The 20,886-nt window shown below is 71.7% G+C and carries 25 protein-coding genes, 1 tRNA gene and 1 pseudogene; 14 read left to right on the forward strand and 13 right to left on the reverse strand.

The annotated features are described in order from the left end of the window. Positions 1 to 116 precede the first annotated feature (116 nt). Positions 117 to 1,808, reverse strand: a complete 1,692-nt coding sequence (gene treZ / locus AAME72_RS09660; RefSeq protein WP_348790030.1) for a malto-oligosyltrehalose trehalohydrolase — start codon at positions 1,806 to 1,808, stop codon at positions 117 to 119. Next, positions 1,805 to 4,102 carry a malto-oligosyltrehalose synthase gene (treY, locus tag AAME72_RS09665; protein ID WP_348790031.1) on the reverse strand — a complete coding sequence of 766 codons (2,298 nt, stop codon included), beginning with the start codon at positions 4,100 to 4,102 and terminating at the stop codon, positions 1,805 to 1,807. Before treY ends, treZ begins: the two co-directional genes overlap by 4 nt. A gap of 132 nt (positions 4,103 to 4,234) precedes the next feature. Here treY and AAME72_RS09670 point away from each other — a divergent pair, with 132 nt between their 5' ends. The 3 genes from AAME72_RS09670 to AAME72_RS09680 all read left to right on the forward strand — a co-directional run bounded on the left by AAME72_RS09670 (position 4,235) and on the right by AAME72_RS09680 (position 5,554). Then, positions 4,235 to 4,552, forward strand: a complete 318-nt coding sequence (locus tag AAME72_RS09670; protein WP_348790032.1) for a hypothetical protein — start codon at positions 4,235 to 4,237, stop codon at positions 4,550 to 4,552. Between the two features lie 18 nt (positions 4,553 to 4,570). Continuing rightward, positions 4,571 to 5,077: a MarR family transcriptional regulator gene (locus AAME72_RS09675; RefSeq protein WP_348790033.1), complete on the forward strand. Its 507-nt coding sequence runs from the start codon at positions 4,571 to 4,573 to the stop codon at positions 5,075 to 5,077. A 111-nt stretch (positions 5,078 to 5,188) separates the two neighbouring features. Beyond that, positions 5,189 to 5,554: a MarR family transcriptional regulator gene (locus AAME72_RS09680; RefSeq protein ID WP_348790034.1), complete on the forward strand. Its 366-nt coding sequence runs from the start codon at positions 5,189 to 5,191 to the stop codon at positions 5,552 to 5,554. A gap of 8 nt (positions 5,555 to 5,562) precedes the next feature. On the opposite strand, the gene AAME72_RS09685 is transcribed toward AAME72_RS09680, so the two are convergent. Next, positions 5,563 to 5,772, reverse strand: coding sequence for a hypothetical protein (locus AAME72_RS09685; protein ID WP_348790035.1), 210 nt, complete (start codon positions 5,770 to 5,772; stop codon positions 5,563 to 5,565). A 179-nt stretch (positions 5,773 to 5,951) separates the two neighbouring features. Between AAME72_RS09685 and AAME72_RS09690 the strand changes: the two genes are divergently transcribed. The 3 genes from AAME72_RS09690 (at position 5,952) to AAME72_RS09700 (ending at position 7,063) form a co-directional block, all read left to right on the forward strand. Next, a complete protein-coding gene (locus AAME72_RS09690) occupies positions 5,952 to 6,125 on the forward strand; it encodes a CsbD family protein (RefSeq protein WP_348790036.1) in 174 nt (57 codons plus the stop codon). A gap of 60 nt (positions 6,126 to 6,185) precedes the next feature. Then, entirely contained in the window at positions 6,186 to 6,632 is a 447-nt protein-coding gene (locus AAME72_RS09695; protein ID WP_348790037.1) for a hypothetical protein, read from the forward strand. 89 nt (positions 6,633 to 6,721) lie between these two features. Continuing rightward, positions 6,722 to 7,063: a hypothetical protein gene (locus AAME72_RS09700; protein WP_348790038.1), complete on the forward strand. Its 342-nt coding sequence runs from the start codon at positions 6,722 to 6,724 to the stop codon at positions 7,061 to 7,063. Between the two features lie 5 nt (positions 7,064 to 7,068). Here the strand turns inward: AAME72_RS09700 and AAME72_RS09705 are convergent, their stop codons facing one another. The 4 genes from AAME72_RS09705 to AAME72_RS09720 form a co-directional block, all read right to left on the reverse strand. Then, positions 7,069 to 7,920, reverse strand: coding sequence for a 3-hydroxyacyl-CoA dehydrogenase (locus AAME72_RS09705; RefSeq protein WP_348790039.1), 852 nt, complete (start codon positions 7,918 to 7,920; stop codon positions 7,069 to 7,071). Next, positions 7,917 to 8,573 (reverse strand): helix-turn-helix domain-containing protein, encoded by a 657-nt coding sequence (locus AAME72_RS09710; protein ID WP_348790040.1) that lies wholly within the window; start codon positions 8,571 to 8,573, stop codon positions 7,917 to 7,919. Before AAME72_RS09710 ends, AAME72_RS09705 begins: the two co-directional genes overlap by 4 nt. A 70-nt stretch (positions 8,574 to 8,643) precedes the next feature. Beyond that, complete coding sequence (locus AAME72_RS09715) at positions 8,644 to 9,588, reverse strand: NADP-dependent oxidoreductase (protein ID WP_348790041.1); 945 nt, start codon at positions 9,586 to 9,588, stop codon at positions 8,644 to 8,646. Positions 9,589 to 9,627: 39 nt separating this feature from the next. Then, the gene (locus AAME72_RS09720; RefSeq protein ID WP_348790042.1) at positions 9,628 to 10,578 is read right to left on the reverse strand and encodes a helix-turn-helix domain-containing protein; all 951 of its coding nucleotides are present in this window, start codon (positions 10,576 to 10,578) and stop codon (positions 9,628 to 9,630) included. Positions 10,579 to 10,664: 86 nt separating this feature from the next. Here AAME72_RS09720 and AAME72_RS09725 point away from each other — a divergent pair, with 86 nt between their 5' ends. Further along, a complete protein-coding gene (locus AAME72_RS09725; RefSeq protein ID WP_348790043.1) occupies positions 10,665 to 10,883 on the forward strand; it encodes a hypothetical protein in 219 nt (72 codons plus the stop codon). Between the two features lie 23 nt (positions 10,884 to 10,906). Further along, positions 10,907 to 11,572: an HAD-IA family hydrolase gene (locus AAME72_RS09730; RefSeq protein WP_348790044.1), complete on the forward strand. Its 666-nt coding sequence runs from the start codon at positions 10,907 to 10,909 to the stop codon at positions 11,570 to 11,572. Here AAME72_RS09730 and AAME72_RS09735 read toward each other — a convergent pair. Then, complete coding sequence (locus AAME72_RS09735; RefSeq protein ID WP_348790045.1) at positions 11,569 to 12,570, reverse strand: zinc-binding dehydrogenase; 1,002 nt, start codon at positions 12,568 to 12,570, stop codon at positions 11,569 to 11,571. The two genes, AAME72_RS09730 and AAME72_RS09735, sit on opposite strands and share 4 nt — an antisense overlap. Beyond that, entirely contained in the window at positions 12,570 to 12,863 is a 294-nt protein-coding gene (locus AAME72_RS09740; RefSeq protein WP_348790046.1) for a GNAT family N-acetyltransferase, read from the reverse strand. Before AAME72_RS09740 ends, AAME72_RS09735 begins: the two co-directional genes overlap by 1 nt. A gap of 171 nt (positions 12,864 to 13,034) precedes the next feature. Between AAME72_RS09740 and AAME72_RS09745 the strand changes: the two genes are divergently transcribed. Further along, a complete protein-coding gene (locus AAME72_RS09745) occupies positions 13,035 to 13,814 on the forward strand; it encodes a dienelactone hydrolase family protein (protein WP_348790047.1) in 780 nt (259 codons plus the stop codon). A gap of 89 nt (positions 13,815 to 13,903) precedes the next feature. After that, positions 13,904 to 13,976, forward strand: a tRNA-Arg gene (locus AAME72_RS09750). Between the two features lie 52 nt (positions 13,977 to 14,028). Here AAME72_RS09750 and AAME72_RS09755 read toward each other — a convergent pair. After that, positions 14,029 to 14,652 (reverse strand): flavin reductase family protein, encoded by a 624-nt coding sequence (locus AAME72_RS09755; RefSeq protein WP_348790048.1) that lies wholly within the window; start codon positions 14,650 to 14,652, stop codon positions 14,029 to 14,031. An 83-nt stretch (positions 14,653 to 14,735) separates the two neighbouring features. Beyond that, positions 14,736 to 15,638 (reverse strand): NADP-dependent oxidoreductase, encoded by a 903-nt coding sequence (locus tag AAME72_RS09760; RefSeq protein ID WP_348790111.1) that lies wholly within the window; start codon positions 15,636 to 15,638, stop codon positions 14,736 to 14,738. Positions 15,639 to 15,995: 357 nt separating this feature from the next. Here AAME72_RS09760 and AAME72_RS09765 point away from each other — a divergent pair, with 357 nt between their 5' ends. Beyond that, positions 15,996 to 16,361: a hypothetical protein gene (locus AAME72_RS09765; protein ID WP_348790049.1), complete on the forward strand. Its 366-nt coding sequence runs from the start codon at positions 15,996 to 15,998 to the stop codon at positions 16,359 to 16,361. Positions 16,362 to 16,556: 195 nt separating this feature from the next. On the opposite strand, the gene AAME72_RS09770 is transcribed toward AAME72_RS09765, so the two are convergent. Further along, entirely contained in the window at positions 16,557 to 16,781 is a 225-nt protein-coding gene (locus tag AAME72_RS09770; protein ID WP_314149504.1) for a hypothetical protein, read from the reverse strand. A 138-nt stretch (positions 16,782 to 16,919) separates the two neighbouring features. Between AAME72_RS09770 and AAME72_RS09775 the strand changes: the two genes are divergently transcribed. After that, entirely contained in the window at positions 16,920 to 17,687 is a 768-nt protein-coding gene (locus AAME72_RS09775; protein ID WP_348790050.1) for an ABC transporter ATP-binding protein, read from the forward strand. Continuing rightward, the gene (locus AAME72_RS09780; protein WP_348790051.1) at positions 17,669 to 19,240 is read left to right on the forward strand and encodes a transporter; all 1,572 of its coding nucleotides are present in this window, start codon (positions 17,669 to 17,671) and stop codon (positions 19,238 to 19,240) included. The genes AAME72_RS09775 and AAME72_RS09780 overlap by 19 nt, the downstream gene beginning before the upstream one ends. On the opposite strand, the pseudogene AAME72_RS09785 reads toward AAME72_RS09780, so the two are convergent. Continuing rightward, a pseudogene (locus tag AAME72_RS09785) lies at positions 19,158 to 19,960 on the reverse strand (rRNA adenine N-6-methyltransferase family protein). The gene AAME72_RS09780 and the pseudogene AAME72_RS09785 overlap by 83 nt on opposite strands. Before the next feature lie 272 nt (positions 19,961 to 20,232). Between AAME72_RS09785 and AAME72_RS09790 the strand changes: the two are divergent. After that, positions 20,233 to 20,790, forward strand: a complete 558-nt coding sequence (locus tag AAME72_RS09790) for a dihydrofolate reductase family protein (protein WP_348790052.1) — start codon at positions 20,233 to 20,235, stop codon at positions 20,788 to 20,790. Positions 20,791 to 20,886: the final 96 nt, after the last annotated feature.

Raw genomic sequence — 20,886 nt, forward strand, 5'->3', positions numbered from 1 at the left:
AGACCGACAGACTACGTGCCCGGCCACGGCCGCCATAAGCGGTTGACACGGGGGCGGGGGGCCGATAGGCGCCCGCCGCTCCATCGCGCGATTCGTGCCGGCCGAGAAGGCGGGCGTTAGCCGACCCTCGTCACCACGACCGCGTCCGCGAACCGGGCCAGCACCTCCGCGTCGCCGGCCGCGGCGCCCGCGGCCGCGCCCGCGCCGGTGCCGCTCAGCCCGACCGTGACGCGGATGCCGTCGCGACGCCACGAGAACGTCGTCCCGTCGCGCGACACCTCGCTCGCCCGCGCCCCCACGGGCACCGTCCGGCGCAGAGCGATCAGCTCGCGGTACCAGTCGAGCAGCGCGGCGTGGCCGCCGTGGGCCGGCTCCGACCAGTCCAGCTTCGCGCTCTCGAACGTCGCCGGGTCCATCGGGTCGGCCACCGCGTCCCGGTCCCAGCCCATCTGCGCGAACTCCTCGATCCGGCCCGCGCGCGTCGCCTCGGCGAGCTCGGGCTCGGGATGCGACGCGAAGAACGGCCACGGCGTGCTCGCCCCCCACTCCTCGCCCATGAACAGCATCGGCGTGAACGGTCCCAGCAGTGTCAGCGCGGCCGCCGCCGCCAGCCGGCCGTCGTCCAGCGTCGCGGTGAGCCGGTCGCCGGCGGCGCGGTTGCCGATCTGGTCGTGGTCCTGGCTGAAAGACACCAGCCGGGTGTGCGGGATGTGCGCATCCAGCGGGCGACCGTGGTGCCGCTCCCGGAAGCTCGAGTAGGTGCCGTCGTGGTAGAACCCGCGGGTGAACACCTTCGTGAGCGCGCCCTCGTCCGCGAAGTCGGCGTAATAGCCCGCGGTCTCGCCGGTGAGGGCGACGTGGATGCTGTGGTGCACGTCGTCGTCCCACTGCGCGTCGAGTCCATAGCCGTTCCGCGCGCGCTCCCGGATGAGGCGCGGGTCGTTGAGGTCGCTCTCGGCGATGAGCGTCGCCGGCCGGCCGGTGCGCGCCGACACGGCGGCGGCGCGGCGCGACATCGCCTCCAGGATGTGCTCGGCCCTGGTGTCCCGCAGCGCGTGCACCGCATCCAGCCGGAGCCCGTCCACGTGCATGTCGCCGAGCCAGTACTCGACGTTGTCGAGGATGAACGCGCGCACCTCGTCCGACCGCGGCCCGTCCAGGTTCATCGACGAGCCCCAGGTGTTGCGGCCCTCGCTGAGATACGGGCCGAACACCGGCAGGTAGTTGCCGCTCGGTCCGAGGTGGTTGTAGACGACGTCCTGGATCACGGCGATCCCGCGCCGGTGACAGGCGTCGACGAACCGCTGGTAGCTGTCCGGGCCGCCGTACGGCTCGTGGACCGCGTACCAGAGCACGCCGTCGTAGCCCCAGCCGTACGGCCCGTTGAACGCATTGACCGGCAGCACCTCCACCGCGTCGATGCCGAGGTCGGCCAGGTGGTCGAGCCGGTCCTCGGCGGCCGCGAAGGTGCCCTCCGGGGTGAACGTGCCGATGTGCAGCTCGTAGATCACGGCGCCGGTCAGGTCCAGGCCGCGCCAGTCCCGATCCGTCCACGCGTAGGCGCCCGGGTCGAACTCGCGGCTGAGGGCGTGCACGCCGTCGGGCTGGCGCAGCGATCGGGGGTCGGGATGCGGCCCCGCCCCGTCGACGACGAAGCCGTAGTCCAGCGTCGGACGGTCGTCCTCCACGGGCGCGGCGAGCCGCCACCAGCCGCGCTCGCCGCGTGCCAGCGGCAACGCGCCGTGACCGTCGACGACCACCTCGACGCGGTCGGCGACCGGCGCCCAGACCGGGAACCTCCGGTTCACGGGGCCACCGCCAGCAGCGCGACCGGGTAGCGGTCCAGGAGGTCCGCCACCCGCACCCTGCCGGAGTGCACGCGACCGGTCAGCTCGTCCCGCAGCGTGCCGCCGATGTCGAGGGTCGTGTCCGCCCACCCTCCGGAGGCGGCGAGCCCGACCGGCAGCCGTGTCGCCACGGTCGCCGCTCCGCCGCGGTCGAAGGCCAGGACGTGCTCGGCGGCGGGGCCGTCGGCGCGCAGCGCCCGGTAGCCGGTGAACAGCTCCGGCCGGTCCCTGCGCAGGCGCAGCGCGCGGGAGGTGACCAGCAGCTTCGCGGCGCCGGAGGAGTCGATCTCCGGCTGCCAGCCGTCGTCGATGCGCGCGAGCAGCGCCGCCGCGGCGTCGAACTCGACCGGCCGCCTGTTGTCCGGGTCGACCAGCGACCGCTCCCAGCGCTCAGAGCCCTGGTACACGTCGGGCACGCCGGGCATCGTGAGCTGCACGAGCTTGGCGCCGAGCCCGTTCACCGCGCCGGGTGCATCCACGACGGCGGAGATCGCCGCCACCTCCGCTCGCACCCTCTCGTCGTCGAAGGCGGCGTCGACCGCCGCGAACATCCGGCTCTCGAACTCTTCGTCGGGGTCGGTCCAGGACGTGCTCGCGCCTGCCTCCCGCGCGGCCTTGAGCGCGTAGTCGCGCAGCCGCTCGCGCGACGCGGGCCAGGCCCCGACGATCGACTGCCAGAGCAGGTTCTCCAGCGACCCGTCGCCCAGCGTCACGCGCTCGCGCACGGCGGAGAGGAACCGGGCCCAGCGCTCCGGCAGCTCGGAGAGCACCGCCACGCGCGCGCGGGTGTCCTCGCCGCGCTTGGTGTCGTGCGTGCTGAGCGTCGTCATCGAGTGCGGCAACCGGGCGAGCCGGTCCTCCTGGATGCGGTGGAAGGCATCCGTGCCGATGCTGAACAGCGCGGGGTCGCCGCCGACCTCGGTCAGCGAGACGAGCCGGGAGGCGCGGTAGAAGGCGTTGTCCTCGACGCCCTTGGCCATGATGGCGCCCGTCGTCTGCTGGAACCGCGCCGCAACAGCGCCCGAGCATCGCTCGGCGGTCTCGCGCAGCAGCGCGGCGACGTCCGGCCGAGCGGAGACCGCCGCGTCGAGCGCCTCCTGGAGGTACGCCGCGCCGAACGGCAGGTAGCTGCGGTAGACCGGGAACCAGGCGGCCAGCTCGGCGACGGCATCGGCGACCTCGTCGTCCGTGCCGGTGGTCATCCCGTCGGCGCGCAGCTCGCGGACCACGCGGACGACCTCCGAGCGCAGGATGCCGTCGGCGACCGCCCGCTTGCGCCGGTGCACCAGCGCGCCCCAGTCCCTGCTCTCCTCGCGGTCGTCCAGCTCCTCGGCCAGCGCCGTGAGCGGCTCCTCACCGGACGGGCCGACGAAGACCCGGTCGACGAGGCCGAGCGCGTCGTAACCGGTGGTGCCGGCGACCGGCCAGGACGGCATCCGCTCGTCCCCCTCGAGGATCTTCTCGACCCAGATCGGGGCGTCGCCCGCGAGGGACACGAGCCGGTCCAGGTAGTCGCCGGGGTCGCGCAGCCCGTCCGGGTGGTCGACCCGGAGCGCGTCGACCAGGCCCTCGCGCAGCCACCGGCCGATCTCGGCGTGCGTCGCATCGAAGACATCCGGATCCTCCACCCGCACCCCGGCGAGTGTGTTCACGGCGAAGAAGCGCCGGTAGTTCAGCTCGGCGTCGGCCCGCCGCCACGAGATCAGCTCGTAGTGCTGGCGGTCGTGCACGTCGCGCGGCGCACCGCCCTCGGTGCCGGGCGCGATCGGGAAACGGTGCTCGTAGTAGCGCAGCTCGCCGTCCTCGACCCGCAACGCATCCAGCTCGTCGTCGCCGTCGCCGAGCACGGGGATGCGCAGCCGGCCGCCGCCGAACGCCCAGTCGATGTCGAACGCCCTGGCGTGTTCGGCGTCCGCCCCGTTCGTCAGCACGTCCCACCACCACGGGTTCTCGTGCGGAACCGCCACCCCGAGGTGGTTCGGGACGATGTCGGCGACGACGCGCATCCCGCGCGCGTGCGCGGCCTCTGCGAACTCTCGAAGAGCCTCCGGACCGCCGCGCGCGGCGTCCACCCTGGTCGGATCGACCACGTCGTACCCGTGCTGCGATCCGGCCGAGGCCTCGAGGATCGGCGAGAGGTAGACGGCGTCCGCGCCGAGGCGGTGCAGGTGGTCGAGCACTTGGACGGCGTCCCGCAACGTGAATCCGGGGGTGATCTGCAGGCGGTAGGTGCTCTTCGGGACGTCGGTGCTCACAGTCGCTCATTCTCTTCGTCGGCGGCGGGTCGGGAAAGGGGTGTACTTTCTCCATCGGTCGTATTGCTAGACGGTCTAACAATATGGTTAAACTAACTACGCGTTTGGTGAACTAAAGGGAGGACGAGCGGGATGGGCAGCCTGAGCTACGACGGGATGGAGTATCCCTTCGAGGACCGAACCCTCCAGCACCTCCAGGTGGTGATCACCACCAAGCTGCGTCGCCGCGAGTCCTTCGCCTTCAGCTGGGTCCCGGCGTTCGAGAGCGCGGGACGGGAGACGATCTGGATCGACAACGGCCTCCCGCTGCGCTTCCGCTACGACGAGCCGGCGGTCCCGGCGATCAACCGCGACTGGCTCGAGGTGCTGATGGAGGGGACCCACCGGCCGTCCGGACTGACGCTTCTCCCGGAACCTCCCGCCAAGAAAGCTAGGCAGTCTAGTTTGTAGTTGTTCTATCGTTAAGGGATGACGTCCGAGAAAGAGGCGACGCGCCACTACTGGTATGCGGAGGAGAGTGGCGAGCACGAGCCTGCCATCCGCATCCTGGAGGCGATGCGCGCCTACGGAGCCGCGGAGGCCGCACTGCGCCGACGCTCCGAGGGCGTCATGCGGATGAGCGAGAACGATGTCTCCGCGCTCCGCTACCTCTTGCGTGCTCAGGAGACCGGCCGGAGCGTCGGGCCGAAGGAGCTCGCGGAGTACCTCGGCATCCAGAGCTCCTCGGTCACCGCACTGCTCGACCGGCTTGAGCGCGGCGGCCACGTGCGGCGTGAGGCGAGCCCGTTCGACAGGCGCGCACTGATCGTGGTGCCGACGATGCCAGAAGACCAGCTGCAGAAGGCGATCCTCGGCGACGTGCGTCCCGAGCTGGTCGAGGTGGCAGAGTCGCTCGATCCGGAGCAGGCCGCTGTCGTGGTGGAGTTCCTGGAGCGGCTGCGGGATGCGGTCGACCACGTCGACCCCGCGAAGTAGAGTCGACGTATCGAAGACACCTCTCCCTCCGCCGTCGCCGTTCTGACCGCGCTGCGCGAATACCGCGCCGCCGAGCAGGCGATGCGCCGGCGAACGCGCGAGTCGATGCGGATGGGAGAGAACGACCTCCTCGCCCTGCGCTTCCTGCTCCGCGAGCAGAGCGAGGGACGCGTCGCCACGCCCGCCGACCTCGCCGCGCTGCTGCGACTGAAGTCGTCGTCGGTGACGGTGATGCTCGACCGGTTGACCGCGTCCGGCCATCTGCGCAGGGAGCCGCACCCGAACGACCGCCGCAAGCTCGCGATCGTCGCGACGGCTGGTGCGGACGAGGAGGTGCGGCACACGCTGGGCGCGATGCACCGGAGGCTGCTGGCGGCCGCGGACGGGCTCGACGCGGACGGTGTCGCGACGATCGAGGGTTTCCTCGACCGCCTGACGGAGGCGACCGACGCCATCGACGGCGGCTCAGCGGGCTGAGCGGGTTGTCACTGCGCCCGGTAGACGGCCAGTCGAGCGGCGTTGAGCGAGCCGAAGCTGCCGAGGGCCTCGCTGTGCGGGCCCGTGGCGATGAACATGTCGCCCGTCGACTCGACCATGCCGAGGTAGGAGGTCGGCGTCGACGCGACCCACAGCTGCTCGGCGGGGCTGGACCACGTGAGCAGCTGGTCGTCCTGAGTGTCCGCGACGATCGACATTTCGTGGTCCTTCCATGTAGCTCAACGACAAAGTAGTTAGATCGTCTAACAACAAGGAAGTCGTAGCAAATTTGCCCGTTGGGGTTGAATTCTCGGTTCGGTCGTGCGCACTGGACGCGCCTCTGCCGTGGTGGCACCGTCATGGGGGTACGACTCACCGAACCACGGAAGGGGACGTCATGGGACTCGACGACAAGATCGAGAACGCCGCGGAGAACGCGGGAGGCAAGGCCAAAGAGACAACCGGCAAGGCGACCGGAGACGAGCGTCTCGAGGCCGAAGGCAAGGGCGACCAGATGAAGGCCGACCTGAAGAACGCGGGCGAAAAGGTGAAGGACGCCTTCAAGCACTGATCGCCCGCCGAACTGCCCCTCGCCCGTGTCCACGTGGGCGGGGGGCTTTCTCGTGTCCGTATGATCGTGCTGGAGCACGCGGGCGGATGCGCGCGCGTCACGGGGGGTGAGTCCATGGCGGGGGAACGCGTGGTGCGTCGGGCCCGGTACTTCGCGCCGCTGGGGGCGCTGCTGGGCATCGCCGTGTTCCTCTTCGGCGCCCTGCCGACCGGCGTCGGCGGGTACGTCTCGTTCGGCTCCGTTGTTCTGATTTCGGTGGTGACCCGCCTGACCTACGATCCGGCGGGCCGCCCGCTCGGTCGGCCCTGGAGCAGGGCGGCGCTCGTCTACCAGATCGTGCTCTGTGCGTTCGTGGTCGCGGCCATCGTGCTGACGTTCGTCGTGCCCCGCACGGCCGACGGCGTCTGGATCGCCGCGCTGCTGGGTCTGGGCTGCTTCGTCGGCGTGCTCGTCGGCACGTGGATACCGGATGCGCCGCGGCCGCGTGCGGAGGTCTCTGCCGGGTAGGCGCCCTCCCCTGAGCGCTCGCTCGGCACCTCCTGGACATTCGGCGTTCATCTGGTGTTAACCGCTGGAGCGGGAGTACTTTGCGCTCCATGGGAACTCGGGACGAGCGCGCCAGAGCGTGGCGCGGGGTGGGCGCGGGAGCGCTGCTCGCCGTGCTCGCGACGCTCGCGACCGTCGCCCTTGCCGTCGCGATCCCGACCCAGGGCGAGAACCCGCGAGCCTGGGGCATCATCGTATGCGGCGTGGTTGCGGTCCTGGTCTCCGCGCGGCTGGCGGCGCGGAACTGGCGACGGCTGCGGCACTACCGCGGTGACGACCTCCCCGAGCCCCAGCGCAGGACGCGCGCCCGCCGACGGCCGCCGAACCGTCCGGTGACGGCGAAGGCGCGGGCGCATCCGCGCCCGCGCCCGCACCGCATCCAGCTGCGCTGAGCCGGTCAGTACCGGTAGAAGCCCTCGCCCGTCGCGACGCCGAGCTTGCCCTTGTCGATGTAGTTCTCCTTGAGGTAGGCCGCGAACTCCTGCTGCTTGGGGCCGGCCACCGAGGAGATGTTGTAGGCGGTGGTGAGCCCGACGATGTCGAAGATCTCGAACGGGCCCTTGGGGGCGCCGGTGCCGATCCGCCAGGTCTTGTCGATGGTCTCCGGGTCGGCGATGCCGTCGACGAGAAGCTCCGCCGCCGCGTCGAGCAGCGGGACGAGGAGGGAGTTGAGCACGTAGCCCGCCTTCTCCTTCTTGATCTCGATCGGGACCATGCCGATCGCGGTGGCGAAGTCGACGACCGCCCGGTACACCTCGGGGTCGGTCTTGGTCGTGCCCATCACCTCGGCGGTGTTGTTCACCCACACGTGGTTGGCGAAGTGCAGGGCGAGGAACTTGTCCTGGCGTCCGGTGTAACCGGCGAGGTCGCTCGGCAGCAGGGTGGAGGAGTTGGTGGCGAAGATCGTCTTCGCCGGGGCCAGCTCGCCGAGCTTCGTGTAGAGCTCGCGCTTGAGGTCCAGGTTCTCCGGCACGGCCTCGATGACGAGGTCCGCGTCCTTCACGGCCTGCGCGAGGTCGGAGCTGTAGCGGAGGTTGGTCAGCGCCTCCTGGGCCTTGCCGCCCGCAGCCTCCTGCACCTCCTTCTCGTAGACGGCGGCCAGGCCGGCGAAACGCTCCTTGGCCTTGGCGAGCACGTCGTCGTTGATGTCGTAGGCGGTGACGGTGAAGCCGTGGAACGCGGTCTGGAACGCGATCTGCGATCCCAGCACGCCCGTTCCGAGAACCGTGACAGTGGTGATGTCGCTCATTTCTCTTCCTGTTCTTCGATGGTGTCGTTGTCGGAGGTGGTCGGGGTGGTCTCGTAGCCGCGGACGATCACCTCGAAGTCCGCGGCGAGGTCTGCGAGGAGCGTGCCGGTCGGCGTGCTGTGCACCGCCGCATCGGCGATCGCGAGATGCAGCGCCGCGGAGAGCGCGCGGGATGCCGGGGCCGGGTCGGCGGCGGGGGCGCCCCTCCTGCGGATCCACGCGTCGGCGAGCACCTCGGCCATCCGCTCGCGGAGCTCGGCGAAGAGGGCGAGGCCCTCCGCCCGGTAGCGCTCGTGCTGCTCACCGAAGAGCAGCTCGCGTTGGTATGCGAGGGTGTTCTCGTCGTTGTCCCTGCCGGCGCGCACGAGCGGCGACACGATGGCGAGGAGGCGCCGGGCTGCGGGTTGCGCCGGATCGTCCGACGCCAGTCCCTCGGCGATCCGGCTCCTGCTGCGTTCGTTGTCCACCATCATCAGCAGCTCGGCCTTCGTCGAGGCGTAACGGAACACGGTGCCGGCGGCCACGTCCGCCTCGTCGGCGATCCGCTGCGTCGTCACGGAGGCGAAGCCGAGCTCGTCGAACAGCCGCGCTGCCGTCTCGGCGATGCGCGTCAGCTTCTCTTCCTTGTTGCGTTCGCGTCGCCCGGTGGGCATCGGATCGCCTCCCTTACTGAGTGTCCTCATTTATGAGTGTACTCAGTTATGGCGGATGCACAAGGCCCGCTCAGGGGAGGAGCAGCACCTTCCCGCCGGGATGCCCGCTCTCGACCAGTCGCGCCGCCTCCGCCGCTTCGCGCAGGGGGAAAGTGCGCGCGATGTCCACCTCGAACTCACCGGCGGCGATCAGGTCGAGAGCGATCGCGTACGCGTCGTCGCGCAGGGCGTTCTCGGTGGGCGTCATCGGGATCGGGTTGCCGCCTCCCCATGCCCGGATGCCGAGCTCGGCGGCGCGAGGGCCTGCGACGATCGTGCCGATCCGGCTGCGGTCGTCGACGAGCTCGAACGACGCGTTCAGGGCCTCGTCCGTGCCTACGGCGTCGAGGATGAGGTCGTAGCCCCTCGGCGCCGCCTCGCGGAGCCGGTCGACGAGTCCCGGGCCGTACGCGACGGGATGGGCGCCGAGCGCGCGCAGGCGCTCGTGGTTGGCGGGCGACGCGGTCGCCACCACCGTGGCGCCGAGCCGACGCGCCAGCTGGATGGCCGCCCTGCCGACGCTGCCGGAGCCGCCGTGGATCAGGAGCGTGGTGCCATCGACGACGCCGAGCGAGATCAGAGCCTGGTAGGCGGTGCCGACCGGCACGCCGATCGCGGCGGCCTGCTCCCACGTGACCCCCGCGGGTTTGCGGACGAGCTGGGAGGCGCCCGCGACGAGGTGCGTCGTGTAGGCCCCGCGGGCGTTCCGAACGACCACTTCGTCGCCCTCCCGCCAGTCGTCGACGCCCTCGCCGACCGCGACGACGACCCCGGCCGCGTCGCTGCCAGGCACGCGCGGTTCTGTGATCGGCGGGCTCGGCCGCACGCCGCTGCGCAGCTTGCCGTCGATGGGGTTCACGCCCGCCGCGCGCACGGCGACGACCACGCCGCCCGCCGGCGGCTGCGGGTCCGGCACCTCGACGACCTCGAGCACCTCCGGTCCTCCGAGTCGTGTGTACTGGACCTGCGTGGCCATACTCGTCCTTCCGATCGGCGTGTGTCGCGGTGGTGCGGGTCAGCGCTGGGCGAACGCCGCGCGGTAACGGGTCGGCGGCACGCCGACCTCCGCGTCGAAGTGGTGGCGCAGCAGCGTTGCGCTCGCGAACCCGCAGCGCCGGGCGACCTCCTCGATCGGCAGCTCCGTCGTCTCCAGCAGCAGCCGCGCGTGCAGCACGCGCTGCGTGGTGAGCCACTGCATCGGCGGCACACCCGTCTCGGCGACGAAGCGGCGCGAGAAGCTGCGGGTCGACATGTGCGTCCGGGCGGCGAGCCCGCCGACCGTGTGGTTCTCGTCCAGCCGGTCGGAGAGGAAGTCGAGCAGCTCGCTGAAGGTGTCGTCCTCGCAGTCGGAGATCGGCTTCTCGATGTACTGGCGCTGGCCGCCGTCGCGCTGCGGCGGGACGACCATGTTGCGCGCGATGGTGTTGGCGACGGCACTGCCGAGCTCCCTGCGCACCAGGTGCAGGCAGGCGTCGATGCCGGCCGAGGTGCCGGCGCTGGTGATGATCGTGCCGTCGTCGATGAAGAGGACGTCGGGGTTCACGCGCGCGAGCGGGTACCGCTCCTGCAGAGCGTCGGCGTGGCGCCAGTGCGTCGTGCACTCGCGGCCGTCGAGGAGGCCGGCGGCGCCGAGCGCGAAGGCGCCGGAGCACACGCTCAGCAGGATGGCGCCGCGCTCGTGCGCCCGCCGGAGCCCGTCGAGGAACTCCTCGGGGTAGTCGTCGCGGATGGTCGCGGCGGGGACCGCGATCAGGTCGGCGTCGTCCATCGCGTCCAGCCCGAACGGCGCGATGAGCTGGGCCCCCGTCGGGTTGGAGATCGGCTCGCCGGGACGCGGCGAGCACACCCGGAAGTCGAACGGCTCGAGCCCCGCGTAGCTGCGGTCGAGCCCGAACACCTCGCAGACGACGCCGAATTCGAACATGGCGAAGTCGTCGATCACGGGGACGGCGACGGACTTCAACATGCCACCCAGTGTACTGGCCGTATCTTTGCGAAGAAAGACCCTGGGCCATCTCGTGGCCGAATCTTTTCCTCCGTAACGTGACTGTCATGGCAAACAACACCTGGGCACAAGGAATAGAACACAGCTGGGTGGCCCGCCCGGCCCGCACCGACGGCGGCCGGCCGGTCCCGGTCCGCCGCCGTTTCGTCCTCAGCGACTGGCTGCCCTCCGCGATCGCGGCCCGCGGCGGCCGCGTCACCCGCGAGAGCGAGCGAGCCCTCGCCGATCTCCGCGCCGTGCAGGACGCACGCTCAGCCGGACGCTGACCGCCGCCATCTACGCTGGGGGGATGCAGCTCACCGCGTCCGGCTTCCTTTTCGACATGGATGGCACCCTGGTCGACTCGACGCACGTCGTGGAGGCCGTCTGGAGCGAGTTCGGCGAACGCCACGAACTCGATCCCGCGGTCATCCTCGACTACGCGCACGGACGTCAGGCCATCGACACCGTGACCCATTTCCTGCCGGCGACCGACTCGGGGGAGCGCGCCGCACTCGTGCGCGCGCTCGTCGCCGAGGAGCTGACCCGCACCGACGGGATCGTGGAGGTGCCGGGAGCCGCCGCGCTGCTGGATGCTCTGATCCAGGCCGGAGCGCCGGTCGCCGTGGTCACCAGCGCGCCCCGGGAGCTCGCGGCGACGCGGCTGCGCGCAGCAGGGGTCCGCGAGCCGGCCGTCCTGGTCGCGGCGGAGGACGTGGAGCACGGCAAGCCGGATCCCGAGTGCTACCTGCTCGCCGCATCCCGGCTGGGTGTGCCGATCGAGCAGTGCGCGGCCTTCGAGGACGCGGAGGCGGGACTCGCGGCCGCGCGTGCGTCCGGCGCTCGGGTCGTGGTGATCGGTGGCCACTCGTCCGCCACGACCGATGGCCTCGTCCGCCGCCACGACTACGAAGGGCTGCGGGTCCTCCCGGCCGGCCACGGCGCCTGGGCCGTGGAGCTCCGCGCGGCCTCCTAGCCCGCCCGGAGCTCGAGAACGACCTTGCGCCCCGGCTCCGCCCCCTCGGCGGCGCGGTGCGCATCCCACACCTCGTCGAGCGCGAAGGTCTGCGGGCGGGCCGACCGCAGCCGCCCCTCCGCCACGTCGGCGAGGAGGCCGGAGAGCATCCGCCGGTACGCGGGCCGGTGGCGGAGAACGAAGAACGGGACGCTGCACACCCGCTCGCGGGGATGACGGGCGACCGCCGCCCGAGCCGACCCGCGCAGCGAATCGCCGCGCTCGTGACCGCGCCGCCCCGCGAACGCCGTGTGCACCAGCGTGCCGTCGGGGGACAGCGTCTCGGCGACGCGGGGCGAGCCGGTGTGGTCGATGGCCGCGCCGAACGGGCCGCCCGCGGCCTCGACGGCCCGGGCCGGCCAGTCCGGGTCGCGATAGTCGATCGTCGCGACGCCGTCCACGGGCGACGACGCGGTGCCGACGACGGTCCTGCCAGCGCGCTCGGCGAGCTGAGCCGCGATCGAGCCGACCGGGCCGGACACGCCCTGGATCAGGATCCGGGGCGCCGGTCCGGCGAGCTGGAGCGCAAGGGCGGCGGTCACCGCATCCAGCGGGGCGACGGCCGCGCTCGCGGGATCGAGACCGTCCGGAACGGCCACGAGCAGCGTGGGGGAGACGACGAGCAGCGTCGTGTGGGAGCCCATCCTCGGCAGGACGCCCGCCACCCGCATCCCCGCGCGCAGGCCCAGCGCGACGGAGACCGCCGACTCCGACTCGAGCACGCCGACGAAGTCGTACCCGGTGACGAAGCCGGGGACGGGCTGGAAGACGTACCCGCCGCGGCGGGCGAGAACGTCGGTCGCGCCGAGCGACGCGTGGGTCACCGCCACGACGACGTCGTTACCGCGCGGGGCCCTCACCCGCTCGCGCGCGAGGACGACGCCGCTCGGGTCGCCGAAGCGCACGACGCGCACGGAGCGCCGCGCGTCCTCTCCGGCCGCTCCTCCCGCCGCCGCCATCAGCCGGCGTGCCGCTGCAGCAGGCCGGACCGCTCCGGGTGCGCCTCGAACCAGTCGGCGACGTACCAGCACATCGGGACGATGCGCAGCTCGCCGGTGCGCTCGATGTCGTCGACCGCGTGCTCGACCAGCTGGGCCGCGTATCCCTTGCCGCGATGGGTCGGCACGGTGAACGCCCGCGTCAGCGAGATCGCGCCGCCGAGGATGCGGTAGTCGAGGATGCCGACCAGCTCGCCGTCGATCCGCATCGCGTAGCGGTTCGCGTCCGTCTCGTTGCTGAACTCGGTGGCCATGCGCCCATGGTACGTCCGTCGCGCCGTTGGGGAACCCGAGGTATGGTGACGGAAGTGGGAACCCGACCCGCACCCCCGGGATCCCGCGCGCACTCCGCGACCCGCCACAGCAGGCCAGGCCGCCGGCGGCGACCGCCCCGGTGACGCAGAGCACGCCCTGGAGCCGTATCCGTGACGATCGTCAGCCCGTCGCTCGAGCTTTCCCCCGCCCACCGCGCCCTGCTCGAGCGGGTGCCCATCGGGGAGCACTCCGTGATCGACGCCGAGAGCATCGGCTACGAGCACGAGGGGCTCCGGCTGGAGGGTTACCTCGCGCGCGACGTCCAGGCCGACGAGCGCCGCCCCGGCGTGCTGATCCTGCACGACTGGCATGGCGTCGACGACAACGTGCGAATGCGCGCCCAGATGCTGGCCCGCCGCGGCTATGTGGCCTTCGCCGCCGACCTGTATGGCGCGGATGTGCGCCCGACCGGCGACGCCGCCTCCGCCGAGGCGGGAAAGTACTACCGGGACCTGCCGCTCCTCCGCTCGCGCGTCGCCGCCGGTTTCAGTTGGCTGCAGCAGCATCCCGCCGTCGACCCGGCGCGGCTCGCGGTGCTCGGCTACTGCTTCGGCGGCACCGCAGCTCTCGAGTTCGCCCGGACCGGAGCGCCCGCCCGGGGCGTGGTCTCGTTCCACGGCGGCCTGATCGCCCACGAGCCGTCCGACGCGGCGGCGATCGCCGCCTCCCTGCTCATCCTCACCGGCGGGGACGATCCCGTCGTTCCGGACGAGGCGGTGGTCGCCTTCGAGAACGAGCTCCGGACGGCTCCGCACGTGGACTGGCAGATCACGACGTACTCTGGCGCGCCGCACGCCTTCACGATCCCCGGGGGCGACCGGTACCGTCCGCTCGCCGACGCGCGCAGCTGGCGGGCGCTGGTCTGCTTCCTCGACGAGATCTTCGCGTGACGGTGCGCCCTGCGCCCGCCGCTGATTGGCGGTCTGGGATGTGGTCATGTAAGCTCTAATCCGGCCCGCGCGGGAACGCATCGGGTCTCGCGCCACTAGCTCAACGGATAGAGCATCTGACTACGGATCAGAAGGTTGGGGGTTCGAATCCCTCGTGGCGCACACTGGTTGAGACAGTGTGAAAGCCCCGGCTACGGCCGGGGCTTTTCGCATGTCAAGGCGCCGTCGTGAGCCTGCCGGGCATGGCCCAGCCCTCGGCGAGGCGGGACGGCGCAAGCGGCCGGCCGTCGCCGAAGAAGTCGCAGAACTTCATGATCAGCGGGTCCCACGCGAGTGGATCGACGTACGACGTTCCGGGCAGGATCAACGACTCGTCCACATGCGAGCGCAGCACCCGCACGTGGAGCGCCCGCGCCGTCCCGAAGTCGTGGCTCGTGACGAGCTCGCACTCGAGCTGGATCGGGCACTCGGCGACGCGGTCGGCGCTGATGAGGTCGGACGGCTGCCGGGAGAGCCCCGCCGCCTCGAACTTCCGCGGCTCGTAGCGGTATCCGGTCTCACGCTTGTGCGGTGTGAGGACCGGTTCGCCGGTCAGCAGCGCCAGGCGGTCGACGTGGTCGACCAGGTGCGACGGCGCGAGGTTCAGGACACAGGACCCGGTGCGGAGGATGTTCTGCGTCGTCCGCGAGGAGGTGCCGAGCCCGAGCATTGCGCTGTCGCCGAGCCACCACGCGGACGACATGGGTGCGAGGTTGGTCGTGCCGTCCGGATTGGTCGATGAGACGAGGACGACGGGCGTGCCGTAGTAGTGGACCTTGAGAGGAACGATCGCGTGCATGACTCCAGGCTGCGTGAGCCCCTGCGGCCTCGCTGGCGGTTATCGGTCATCGCGTGCCGAGCGGTCAGCCCACCACGAGCACGTCAGCCCACCACGAGCACGAGCTTGCCGCGGACCGTGCCGCTCTCGCCGACGCGGTGCGCCTCGGCGACCTCCTCCAGGGGGAACGTGCGGCCGACCGCGATCGAGAACTCCCCGGCGGCTGCACGCTCGGCGACCTGCGAGAGCGCGTACGTCGCGCGGCCCGCATCCCCGCTGCTGAACCGGACGCCGTGGCGTCGGGCGCCCGCATAGTCGGCCACGGTGACGACGTTCTCCGCGCCGCCGGCCAGGGCGACGAGCTCCGGGAGCACGCCGCTGCCCGCCACATCCAGCGCCCGGTCGACGCCGGCCGGTGCCATGGCGCGCACGCGGTCGGTCATCCCGTCGCCATAGGCGACCGGTTCGGCGCCGAGGGCGCGCAACGCGTCGTGCGTCGCGGGACTCCCGGTGCCGATGACGCGCGCACCGCGGTGCACGGCGAGCTGCACGGCGGCGCTGCCGACGCTCCCGGAGGCGCCGTTGACCAGCAGGATGTCGCCGGTGCCGACCCCGAGCACGTCCAGTGAGCGCGCCGCGGTCTCCGCGGCGGCGGGCACGGCCGCGGCCTCGGCGAAACCGAGGCCGTCCGGGAGCGCTGCCCAGTCCGAGAGCACGGCCAGTTCGGCCTGCGCGGCGCCGTACGGCGAGGCGCCGAACACGGCGTCGCCGGCCGCGACGCCCGCGACACCCTCGCCGACCTCGTCGACGATCCCGGCCGCCTCGTAGCCGAGCGTCTGCGGGAGCCTCTGGTCCATCAGTCCCCGGCGCTTCTTCCAATCGCTGGCGTTGACGCCGGCGGCGCGCACCCGGATGCGGACTTCGCCGGGGCCAGCGTGCGGCTCCGGCAGCTCGGCGAGTTCCAGGACCTCCGGCCCGCCGAACCGGCGGAACAGGACCGCCCTCATGCGGCGTCCCAGGGACAGGTTGTCGTTCATCGCGCACTCCTTCTTCGACAGAAGTGGCGGATCACCCGATCCGTGTGTGCGCGTGCTCCGAGGGGGAGGACGTTTCTACTCCGATGCGACCCAGGATATATCGGCACCGCGAGCCGAGTGCGCACGCGACCGTATGGGAGTGGTGCGCCCACTCCCACACGGGCATCGGGTAAGACGCCGGCGCGGGCTGAGACGCCCCCTGGCTGCGTGCGGCCGCGCCGGGACCCTTCCAGGGTACGCGCGAGATAGACCGTTCCGTCAACCCTTTTTGCCCCCCGTTCGAGTCGGGGGCTCCCGCCGCGCCCGCCGCTGGCTATGCTCTGCGCCATGAGCACGAAGAGCAAGCAGGGACCGCACCGCGAGGAGACGCTGCACCTCGGCGCTCACCGGGGATTGTGGGGAGCCTTCGCCGGCCTGATCACCGCGGTGCTGATCGCGTACCCGCTGTCCGCGAGCATCGCCTTCGCCACGCATCCGGCGACGCAGCGGCTCTTCGGCGGCCGCCTGGAGTCGGCCTCGCAGGGCGGCTTCCAGGCGTTCTGGTGGATCGTCGCCCTCGGCTGCCTGGCGCTGCCCTTCATCGTCGGCTTCGGCATCGCCAGGATGTCCGCGCGCACCCTCGTGGTGATCGGTGCGATCGTCGTGGTGTTCCTGATCCTCGTGATCGTGCTCGGCCAGATGTACCTGTTCTGAGCGCGCGCGCCCACGCCGCCGACCATCCGTTCCGGAGCTCTTCACGCGACACGCCGTGCGGGAAGGTGAAGAACTCCGGAAGCGCTGCCGGGAATCATGCCTAACGCCGTACATTTGGCGCAAATGAGCGTTCTGCCGCGGCGCCAGCGCGCATTTGGCGCAAATGTGCGCGATGACGCGACCGCCCCTGACGGATCAGAAGTCGTCGGGCGAGCCGATGACGACCGGGACGCACTCGGAGAACGTGTAGCGCAGCAGGAACGGCCACTCGCTCGAATCGGCGAGGTCGAAGACGTCGATGACCGCCGCCCCGCCGATGTCGGAGGGCACGCGCAGTTCGAACGGCGGCTCCGTGGTTCGCTCGAACTCGATCTCGAAAGCCACGTCGCCCCGTTCGAGAACGGCGAGGACGGTCTCCATGCCAACCGTCCTACCCGATTCGGGTCGAGACGAACAGCCCCCGACGGCGTGGCGTGCGAAACAGTGACCCGGGAGGCCTGCCGATAGGCTGGGCCGCACGGACGGAACGCCGACACACACAGGCACCAAGGGGGTTCGATGTCGCAGGATGACGCAGTCGCGGTCAGCATCCGCGGACTGCACAAGCACTTCGGCGAGAAGGCGGCCGTCGACGGGATCGACCTCGACGTCCCGTCCGGCAGCTTCTACGGTCTGGTCGGCCCGAACGGCGCGGGGAAGACGACCACGCTCAGCATGGCCACCGGGCTGCTGCGACCGGACGCCGGCCAGGTCCTCATCCACGGTGTCGACATGTGGAAGGACCCGCTGGCCGCGAAGGCGCTGGTCGGCGTGCTCTCCGACGGCGTCAGGCTGTTCGACCGGCTCACCGGCGAGCAGCTCGTCGAGTACGCGGGACTCCTGAGCGGGATGGACCGCCCCACCGCCATCGAGCGCACCCACGACCTGCTGCGCCTGCTCGACCTGGAGTCCGCCGGCGGCACGCTCGTCGTGGACTACTCGGCCGGCATGACGAAGAAGGTGGCGCTCGCCGCGGCCATGGTGCACGCCCCGCGCGTCCTCGTGCTCGACGAGCCGTTCGAGTCGGTCGACCCGGTCTCGGCGGCGAACATCCGGGACATCCTGCACGGCTATGTGCAGGGCGGCGGCACGGTGATCGTCTCCTCGCACGTGATGGATCTGGTGGAGCGGATGTGCGACCACGTCGCCGTCATCACCGCCGGCCGCGTCGTCGCGGCCGGGACCACGGATGAGGTGCGCGCAGGATCGACGCTCGAGGACCGGTTCGTCGAGCTGGTCGGCGGCCGCCGCGTGGGGGAGGGGCCGGAGTGGTTGCGACACTCGTAAGGCTGCGCCTGCTCGTCCTGCGCAACTCGTTCCGCCGCAGCACCTCCCAGCTCGTCGCCGTCATCATCGGCGGTCTGTACGGGGTCGTCGCCCTCGTCGTGGTGCTCGGCGGGCTGGTCGTCCTGAACTTCGCGCCGATCGAGCTCACCCGCACGATCGTCGTCATCGCCGGATCGGCGGCGGTGCTCGGCTGGGCGATCTTCCCGCTGCTGTTGTCCGGGGTCGAGCAGACGCTCGATCCCGCACGCCTCGCCGTGTACCCGATCCCGCTGCGGCCGCTGATGACCGGGATGCTGCTGAGCGGCATCGTCGGCATCGCCGGCGCCGCGACTACCCTGGCCGCGCTCGCGACCTCGCTCTCCTGGCTGCGCCTCCCCGGTGTCGCCGTCATCGCCCTGCTGACGGGCGCGCTCGGCGCGGCGACGTGCGTCGTCATCTCCCGCGCCGTGACCTCGGTCGCGAGCGGCCTCGCCAGCGGGCGCCGGTTCCGCGAGGCGAGCGGGCTGCTCGTGCTCATCCCCCTGATCCTCGCCGGGCCGATCATCATCGGCGTGACCCGCGGGATCCGCACCTCGGCCGACGCCCTGCCCTCGGTGGCGGACGGCCTGTCGTGGTCTCCGCTCGGCGCGGTCTGGGCCGTGCCGTCGTCGGTCGCGATGGGCGATCCGCTGGGGGCGCTCGCACGCCTTCTCGTCGCGGTGGCCACGTTCGCGGTGCTCTGGCTGGTCTGGCGCTGGGGCCTCGCGCGGTCGCTGGTGACGCCGGTGCGGTCGAGTTCGCGCACCCGCGCGCAGGGAAAGCTGGGCCTGTTCGGCATCCTCCCGGGCACGCAGGCGGGCGCGATCGCCGCGCGCTGCCTCACCTACTGGTTCCGCGACCCGCGCTACCTGCGGCAGCTGCTGATCATCCCGCTCATGCCGGTGCTGTTCTGGTTCTACTCGAGCCTGAACCACTCCGGCGGCATCTTCTTCCTCGCCGCCCCGATCGTTGCGTTCTCGCTCGGCATCGGGATGATCGCCGACGTCTCGTACGACTCGACGGCGTTCGCGCTGCACGTCGCGAAGGCGGTGCCGGGGCGGGCGGACCGCTGGGGGCGCGCGGCCGCGATGCTCACGTTCGCGGTGCCGGCGGTGGTGATCATCTCCGTCCTCTCCGCCGTGTTCTCCGGCGACTGGGCCATCTTCCCCGGACTGCTCGGCCTCTCCCTCGGCGTGCTGCTCACCGGCGCGGCCGTCTGCGCCGTGACATCGGCGCGCTTCGTGTTCCCCGTCCCGGAGCCGGGCGACAACCCGTTCCGCTCCCGGCCGGGCTCGAACATCTCCCTGCTCGGCCCGACCTTCGCGGCGTGGGGCGTCATCGCCGTGCTCTGCCTACCGGAGATCGTGCTGCTCATCGTCTCGCTCGTCACGGGGCAGGCGCTGTGGGGATGGATCGGGCTGGCGGTCGGGATCGTCCTCGGCGGCGTGCTCCTCACGGTGGGCGCGCGCGTCGGCGGCAGCATCCTGGACGCGCGGGCCCCGGAGCTGCTGCTGCAGCTGCGCAAGGACGCCTGAGCGGGCTCACCGCGCCGCCTCCCACAGCCGCGTCCACTGCTCGGCGGTCAGGTCGCGCGGTCGCGCCCCGCGGCCGCCGACGCGTCTTGCCAGCGCGTCGCCGCCGCGGCCCGTGAACACCGAGCGCACGAACCGGTCGTACGCCGCCCGCTGACCGGGCGGCAGCAGCGGCCGCGCCCGGCGACGGACGCGCAGGATCCCGCCGTCGACGCTCGGTGCCGGCCGGAAGCCGCCCGCCGGAACGCGCCCGGCGAGCTCGAACGTGAACCAGGGGGCGGCCTGGGCGGTGAGCATGGTGCCGCCGCCGACGCCCGCGCGCTTGCGGGCGACCTCCCACTGCGTGACCAGGATGGCGTCGCGCCATCGGCCGTCGGAGAGCAGCCGGCGCAGCAGCGGGGTCGTGAGGTGGAACGGGATGTTGCCGACCACCACCGGCCGGTCGAGCCGGACGCGCATGGCGTCGACCTCGCGGACGGCCGCGCTCGGCAGCCGACGCGCGAGGCGGCGCACACGGGCGCCGTCGACGTCGATCGCCAGCAGATCCCGGCCGAGCGACGCGAGGGGGACCGTCAGGGCGCCGTCGCCCGCGCCGAGCTCCAGGATGGGCCCGGAGGTCTCCCGGGCGAGCCGGAGGACGGTGGCGATGGTCGGCCGGTGGACGAGGAAGTTCTGGCCCAGCTCATGGCGGCCGGGACGGGTGGGCAGGGGATGACGAGGCATGGCGCACTCCAGCGTTCGATGGAGCGCCCGGACGGGATGCGCGCGCGACGCGCGACGAGGAGCCGTGACCGGACGCGAGGGGACCGGAGGGACGGCGCGGCGGAGGTTGCCGGCGGGAGCGCCGGGACGTCAGCGGGGTCGCGCCGTCAGGCGCGACGCTCCCGCGCGATGGTCCGCTGGCCGGATGCGCACAGCTCTATCATGCGATCCACCCTAGGGGCGGACGACGGCGCCTGTCGACCGGTGGCCCGCTGGGTCCTATGCTGACAGCCATGGGCAGCATCGCAGTGCACGAGTTCGTGTCCCTCGACGGGGTCTTCGAGGACCCGAGCTGGACGGTCGACTTCGGCTTCGATGCGGAGATGGGCGAGGACATCGGGCGGATCACCCGCGCGTCCGACGCCATCCTGCTCGGACGACGGACGTTCGAGATGTTCGCGCCGGCCTGGTCCACGAGGACCGCGGAGGACGATCCCGGCGCCCCGTTCTTCAACGGCACGACGAAGGCCGTCGTGAGTTCGACGCTCGACGACGCGTCCGCCGAGGCGACCTGGGCGAACTCGCGCTCCCTCGGCGGGTACGACGCCGACCGGATCCGCGCGTTCGCGGACGAGGTCCCCGGTGGCGTCTACGTGAGCGGAAGCGGATCGCTGGTGCGGGCGCTGCTCGCCGACGGTCTCGTCGACAGGCTCCACCTGTTCGTCTACCCGCTGGTCCGTGGCACCGGGGCCCGGCTCTTCCCGGAGGGGTCGCCCGAGGCGAGGCTCCGCCTGCGCCAGTACGACGCCTACGCGAACGGCGTTCTGCACCTCGTCTACACGCGGGCCTGACGGCAACGAATCGTGAATGCGGTCAGAAGTTGACCGCAGAGCGCCGTAGCGTCGATACGGGCGCATGGACCGCACCGAATGTCGGTCGAACGCGCT

The organism is Leifsonia sp. NPDC080035 (assembly GCF_040050925.1).
GTDB lineage: Bacteria > Actinomycetota > Actinomycetes > Actinomycetales > Microbacteriaceae > Leifsonia.